The 5,721-nt window shown below is 70.4% G+C and carries 6 protein-coding genes (1 of these 6 only partly in view); all 6 read right to left on the bottom strand.

Annotated elements, in window-relative coordinates; genetic code table 11:
- On the bottom strand, positions 1 to 1,915 hold a 1,915-nt coding region (locus VFM98_RS06590; RefSeq protein WP_325109110.1), incomplete at its 3' end, for a secretin and TonB N-terminal domain-containing protein.
- Entirely contained in the window at positions 1,915 to 2,484 is a 570-nt protein-coding gene (locus VFM98_RS06585) for a hypothetical protein (RefSeq protein WP_325109109.1), read from the bottom strand. The genes VFM98_RS06590 and VFM98_RS06585, both read right to left, overlap by 1 nt.
- 1 nt (position 2,485) lies before the next feature.
- Entirely contained in the window at positions 2,486 to 3,034 is a 549-nt protein-coding gene (locus VFM98_RS06580) for a hypothetical protein (protein WP_325109108.1), read from the bottom strand.
- Positions 3,021 to 3,539 (bottom strand): hypothetical protein, encoded by a 519-nt coding sequence (locus tag VFM98_RS06575; RefSeq protein WP_325109107.1) that lies wholly within the window; start codon positions 3,537 to 3,539, stop codon positions 3,021 to 3,023. Before VFM98_RS06575 ends, VFM98_RS06580 begins: the two co-directional genes overlap by 14 nt.
- 1 nt (position 3,540) lies before the next feature.
- Positions 3,541 to 4,341, bottom strand: a complete 801-nt coding sequence (locus VFM98_RS06570; RefSeq protein WP_325109106.1) for a hypothetical protein — start codon at positions 4,339 to 4,341, stop codon at positions 3,541 to 3,543.
- Positions 4,322 to 5,721 carry the 3' portion of a GspE/PulE family protein gene (locus tag VFM98_RS06565; RefSeq protein ID WP_414708992.1) on the bottom strand. It continues 175 nt past the right edge of the window, so the window shows 1,400 of its 1,575 coding nt (coding positions 176-1,575); the start codon falls outside the window, past its right edge — the gene reads right to left on this strand; its stop codon occupies positions 4,322 to 4,324. The genes VFM98_RS06570 and VFM98_RS06565 overlap by 20 nt, the downstream gene beginning before the upstream one ends.

Below are 5,721 nucleotides of genomic sequence, written 5' to 3'. Positions count from 1 at the left end.
GCGAGCCGCCGGTGGCCAGCGGCGTGTTGCCGGCCGGGACGCCCGTGCCGGCGCCGCCGGTGGACCCGCCGGCCGAGCCGGGCGGGGCCGTGAGCGTGACGGCATCGCCGCCGGCGGCGGGCGTGTCGCTGCCCTGCAGCGCCAGCGAGAGCGGACGCGAGCGCAGGTTGCCCTCGGTGCCGGACGGGAACTCCAGCTGGTAGGGCGGCAGGTAAGGCGTGTTGCGCACGTTGCGCGGCGTGATCGACAGCACCAGCTCGCGCTTGGTCCAGTTGTCGTCGTTGCCGCCGAACAGGCGGCCCGCCACCGGGATGTCCACCAGGCCCGGCAGGCCGTCGACGTTGGCCGTGTGGTCGTTGCGGATCAGGCCGGCCAGGATCTGGGTCTCGCCGTTCTTCAGGCGCAGCGTGGTCGAGGCGTTGCTGGTCTTCACCCGCACGAGCGTGGTGCCGTTGTTGGTGGTGCCGGCGTTCTGCGAGTCGCTCACCTCCAGCACCACCTTGATGGCGACCTCGTCGCTCTGGTAGATGGTGGGCTCGACTTCCAGCTTGATACCGGTGTCGAGGTACTGCACGGTCTCGGTGGTCACCGGGCCCTGGGTGGAGGGCACCGAGGTGGCGTTGACGATCGGGATGCGGTCGCCGATGTGGATCTTGGCCTTGTCCTTGTTGCGCACGCGGATGCGCGGCGAGGCCAGGGTGTTGACGTCGTTGTTGCGCTGCCGCGCCGTGGCGACGAAGGTGCGGTCGAGGCCGATCTGGTTGCGCGGAATGCGGTTGTGCAGGTCGGACAGCAGCGTGGCCAGCTTGCCCTCGGTGTTGAGCACCGAGAAGCTGGTCGGCCACTCCAGGCCGAGATCCAGGATGCGTTCGCGCGAGACGTCCAGCAGCTCCACCTCCAGCACCACCTCGCCCTCGGCCTGGTCCTGCGCGGCGAGCAGCTTCTCGGCCAGGCGCACCGCGTCGGGCGAGTCGCGCATGGTCAGCGAGTTGAGCTTCTCGTCGATGAACAGGTCCTTGGTCTTCAACATGGTCTTGATCAGGGTCTGGGCCTGCTTGACTTCCATGTTGGTGATGTAGAAGGTGCGGATCACCCAGTCCTGGTACTCGCGCTGCTTGGCCGGCGTGTTGGGATAGACCAGGACGGTGTTGTCGTTGATGACCTTCTTTTCCAGCTGGTTCTGTGCCAGCAGCAGGTCCAGCGCGTCCTCCACCGCGACCTGGCGCACGAAGATCGTGGCCTTGGTGTCCGACTTCACGTCCTTGTCGACGATGAAGTTGATGCCGGTGGTGCGCGACAGGGCATCGAGGATCAGGCGGATCTGGGCGTCGCGGAACTCCAGCGTCACCGGCCGCGTGAACTTGGTGCGCAGGCGCGGGTAGGTGCTGACGGTGCGGGCGTGCTCCGCCTCGATCTCGCGCCGCAGTGCCAGCGCGTCGGGGGCGTTGGGATCGAGCGCCAGGATCTGCGTGAGGTGTTTCTCGGCGAGCTCCACGTCGCCGCGGCGGAAGGCGCCACGGGCCTGCTTGATCATGTCGTCGAGGTTGCGCCGCTGCTCCAGCGTGCGCAGCGCGTCGATCGCACGCGAGTTGCGCGGCGTGATGCGCAGCACGCGCTGGTAGGCCTCCTGCGCGGCGTCGTAGTCGCCGGCGGAGCGCATGCGGTCGGCGCGTGCGAGCAGCATCGCCACGATGCGCTCCTGCTCCAGCACCAGCGCCGTGCGGTACTCCGGCTGGTTGGGCGACTTGGCCACGGCGTCACCCAGGCGCGCGAGCCCCTCCTCGTAGCGGCCGGTTTCGATCAGCGCCTGGCCTTCCTTCAGCGCCTGCTGCGAGGCGCAGCCGGCGAGCGTGATGGCGAGAGCGAGAGCGAGTGGAGTGCGAAGCCAGCCTTTCTTGTTCTCCGTGCGGTACATCAGGACTTTCCGATCGTTATGGTCTGTTTGACATTCATTGGCAGGTAGGTCAGCAACAGCTGGTTCGCCTCGATGCGTTCCAGCCGGTACTGGCCGTCGATCACGTCGCCCACCGCCACGGCGTACAGGCGTTCCCCCCTCTGCAGGAACACCTTGGGCTTGCCGTCGTCGAGCCGCCCCAGGAAGGAGAAGGGCAGCGGCGGCGCGGCGGGTGGCGGAGGAGGCGGCGGCGGCGGTTGCCACGACCGCACCGCGAACAGCTCCGGCCCCGACGCGGCCGGGGCCGCCGGACTGGCCGCCTGGACGTCCGCTGCCGCGCCGGCATCGACCCGTTCCGCGGCGGTCGAACGCAGGCTGGCGAGCGGCGCCGAGGCGCTCTCGATGGGGGCGACCGCCACCGGCGCCGACGCGGGGCGCGCGGCGTTCGGGGCGGTGCCGTGGGTGGCGTGGGCCGGCCGGGCGGCAACGGCCACGCCCTCCGGCGCGGGCGCCGGCTGGAGGTAGTCGTACGCGACCAGGGCGCCGGCGCCACCGAGGAAGGTGGTCCAGAAGATCAGGCGCTTGTTCATGTCAGCGCCTCGCGAGGAAGAGAGAGAGCTGGACGCGCGCGTCCACCGCGGCGTCGCCGATGTTCGGCCGCTGCACCGTCATGTCGTCCAGCACGAGCCCCGGGATGTCCTTGAGGGCGGCGGCGACGAAGCGGCGGACCTGCGCGTAGCTGCCCTTCAGGGGCAGCGTGATCTTGTAGCGCACCAGGTTCGCGCCGGGCAGCTCGGCGCCGGTGTATTCGCCGCGCATCAGCGAGAGCTTCTCCGCCGCGGCGGCGGCGTAGATGCGCTCGACCGACTGCGTCACCTCGCCCTCGGCGGGCAGGGTGTTGAAGAAGCGCACGCGGCGCTGCGCGGGCGACAGCGGCGCGGCCTCGCGGCCGCTGCGCACGGCGGCGGCCTTGCGCTCGGCACGCGCCACCTTCACCTCGTTGGCGGCGAGCGCGTCGCGCTGCGGCAGCAGCACGCCGGCCCCGTAGCCGGCGCCCGCCACCAGCAGCAGCGCGCCGACGGCCCCCGGCCAGCGCAGCGCCAGCAGGCGCTCCGCGATGATCAGCTTAGGGATTCCCACTTTGCACTCCCCACTGGGCCAGGAGATGGAAACGCACCGGCGTGAAGGGCAGGTCCTTCATCACCGTGTGATCGACCAGCGCCACCTGCGCCAGCCCGGGGTTCTTCTGCAGCTGGCGCTGGAAGGCCAGCATGGCGTCGAGGTTGCGCGCCTCGGCGTGGATCTTGACCTGGCGGCGCTGCGCATCGGGCGTGATCGAGAGCAGGGCGACGTCCTTGGCGTCGGCCGCTTCGAGCGCCGAGAACAGCGTCTCCCACGGCAGCCGGGAGGCATCGAGCAGCTTGCGCGCCGCCACCACGCTCGGCTCGTCGGGCTCCTTGCCGGTCAGCATGGCGCCGGGCGTCTGCAGGGTGGCCAGGCGCGTCGCGTGATCGGCCTTGACCTCGTCGTGCTGGGTCTGCTCGTGGCCGACGACGGCTGCGACCGCGAGGCCGGCCGCGAGCAGCAGCCAGCCGGCCGCGCTCGGCGCCGGGCGGCGCTGGAAATCGAACTGCAGGCTGCGCATTTCAGTTCACCGTGAAGGCCATCGCAAGCAGGGGATCGTCGGCGCCGTGCGGCAGGCCGAGGGTGCGCGGCGTCACGCCCTGGCAGGGCGGCACCACCAGCTGCCCGTTGCCCGGCGCGTGCACGAACACGGGCGGCATGCCCTCGTCGGCCAGGCCGGCGAGCTGCGCCTCGCGCTCGATCAGGTGGGCCAGCTCGTGCGGCCGGGCGGCCGTCGCCGTGCTGCGCAGGCTGCGCCAGCGACCGCCGCTGGCCACCACCACGCAGCTGCGCGCGGGCTCGGCCAGCACGAACATGAAGTCGCGCCGCGGCACCGAGCGGCGCACGCGGTCGAAGGCGGCGGAGAGATAGGGCTGCACCGACACCAGCTTCAGCTTCGAGGCGGTCACCGCGTTGCGCAGGCCGTGCAGCAGCGTGGCCTCGATGCCGGCGGCGATGCGGGCGCTGCCGGAGCGCTCGCGCCCGATCAGGATCTCGCGCCCGCCCGCCTCGCTGCCGTAGGTCTCGTCGAACAGGATGGCGGCGTAGGCGGCCAGCTCCGAGGGGCGGCCGACTTCCGCCCGCCAGGGCAGCAGCACGTACTGCACGAAGTGGTTGGACAGCACGATGGTGAGCTCGCCGCGGCCGATCTCCGGCCGCGCGAGCAGTTCCGCCAGGGCCGTGACGGCGGCCTTGGCCGTGGGCGCCGCGCACTCCGCCTGCGCATGCAGCGCGGGCGGGCGGCGCCAGCCGGCGCGCCGCGCCAGCACCACGCGATCGGGCCCCACCACCGCGGTGAAGCGATCACCCAACAAACGTGACACGATTGATCTCCTGCAGGGTCGTGCGGCCCGCCGCGACCAGGGCCACCGCCGATTCGCGCAGGAAGCGCAGGCCGCGCTTGCGGGCCGCTTCCTTGATGCGGGCGATGGGCTGCCGGTCGATGATCAGCTGGCGCAACTCGTCGTCGAACAGCAGGATCTCGGCGATGGCGGTACGGCCACGGTAACCGGTGCCGCGGCAACGGCCGCAGCCCTTGCCCACGACGAAGTGATAGTCGCCGGCGGCTTCGGGATCGATGCCCGATTCCACCAGTTCCGCGATGCCGGGCTTGACCGGGGCTGCGCAGCTGGAACACACCTGGCGCAGCAGGCGCTGCGCGAAGATGCCGTTGAGGGCGGAGACCACGCTGTACGTGTCCACGTTCATCTGGTTCAGGCGCCCGATCACGTCGAACACGTTGTTGGCGTGGATCGTGGTGAACACCAGGTGGCCGGTCAGCGCGGACTGCACGGCGATCTGCGCCGTCTCGGAGTCGCGGATCTCGCCCACCATGATCTTGTCCGGGTCGTGGCGCAGGATCGAACGCAGGCCGCGGGCGAAGGTCAGGCCCTTCTTCTCGTTGACCGGGATCTGCAGCACGCCGGGCAGCTGGTATTCCACCGGGTCCTCGATGGTGACGATCTTGTCCTGCCCGTTGTTGATCTCGGAGATCATCGCGTACAGGGTGGTCGTCTTGCCGGAACCGGTGGGGCCGGTCACCAGCACCATGCCATAGGGCTCCTTTGCCAGCTTGCGCATCACGCGGATGTCCTGGTCCTCGAAACCCAGCGACGACAGGCGCACGCCCTGGGCGGAATCCGCCAGGTCCTTCTTGTCCAGGATCCGCAGCACGGCGTCCTCGCCGAACACGCTGGGCATGATCGAGACGCGGAAGTCCACCGGGCGGCCCTGGATGCCGACCTTGAAGCGGCCGTCCTGCGGCACGCGGCGCTCGGCGATGTCGAGTTCGGCCATCACCTTGATGCGCGAGATCACCTGTTCGGCGGTCTCGACGCCCTGGATGCGGCTGATGTGGTTCAACACGCCGTCGACGCGGTACTTGATCGCCAGGCCCGAGTCGGTGCTTTCCAGGTGGATGTCGCTCGCGTGGGCCTTGAGCGCGTCGTACAGCGTGGAGTTCACCAGCTTGATGACGACGCTGGCGTCCTCGTTGATGCTGACCAGCGAGAGGTCTTCCACCGCCTCGCCGGCGGCTGCTTCGCTGTGCTGTGCGGTGGCGACGCTGTCGACGGCGCGGAACTCCTCCTCGTGGCGCGCCAGCAGCGCGGCCAGGTCGGCGGGGTGCGCCAGGTACAGCGGGGCGCCGGCGAGCCGCGCGTCCAGCCAGGCCACCAGGGCGCTGTCGAAAGGATCGGCGAACA

The sequence above is a fragment of the Ramlibacter sp. genome (assembly GCF_035706265.1).
In the GTDB taxonomy this organism is placed as follows: Bacteria; Pseudomonadota; Gammaproteobacteria; order Burkholderiales; family Burkholderiaceae_C; genus Ramlibacter.
The sequence above is the reverse complement of the archived record's forward strand: the minus strand, read 5'-3'. Positions and strand labels throughout refer to the sequence as shown.

What these genes read in the sequence shown, in the direction of transcription:
- VFM98_RS06585 (WP_325109109.1), bottom strand. Translation starts at nt 2,484, where the DNA reads ATGAACAAGCGCCTGATCTTCTGGACCACCTTCCTCGGTGGCGCCGGC.
- VFM98_RS06575 (WP_325109107.1), bottom strand. Translation starts at nt 3,539, where the DNA reads ATGCGCAGCCTGCAGTTCGATTTCCAGCGCCGCCCGGCGCCGAGCGCG.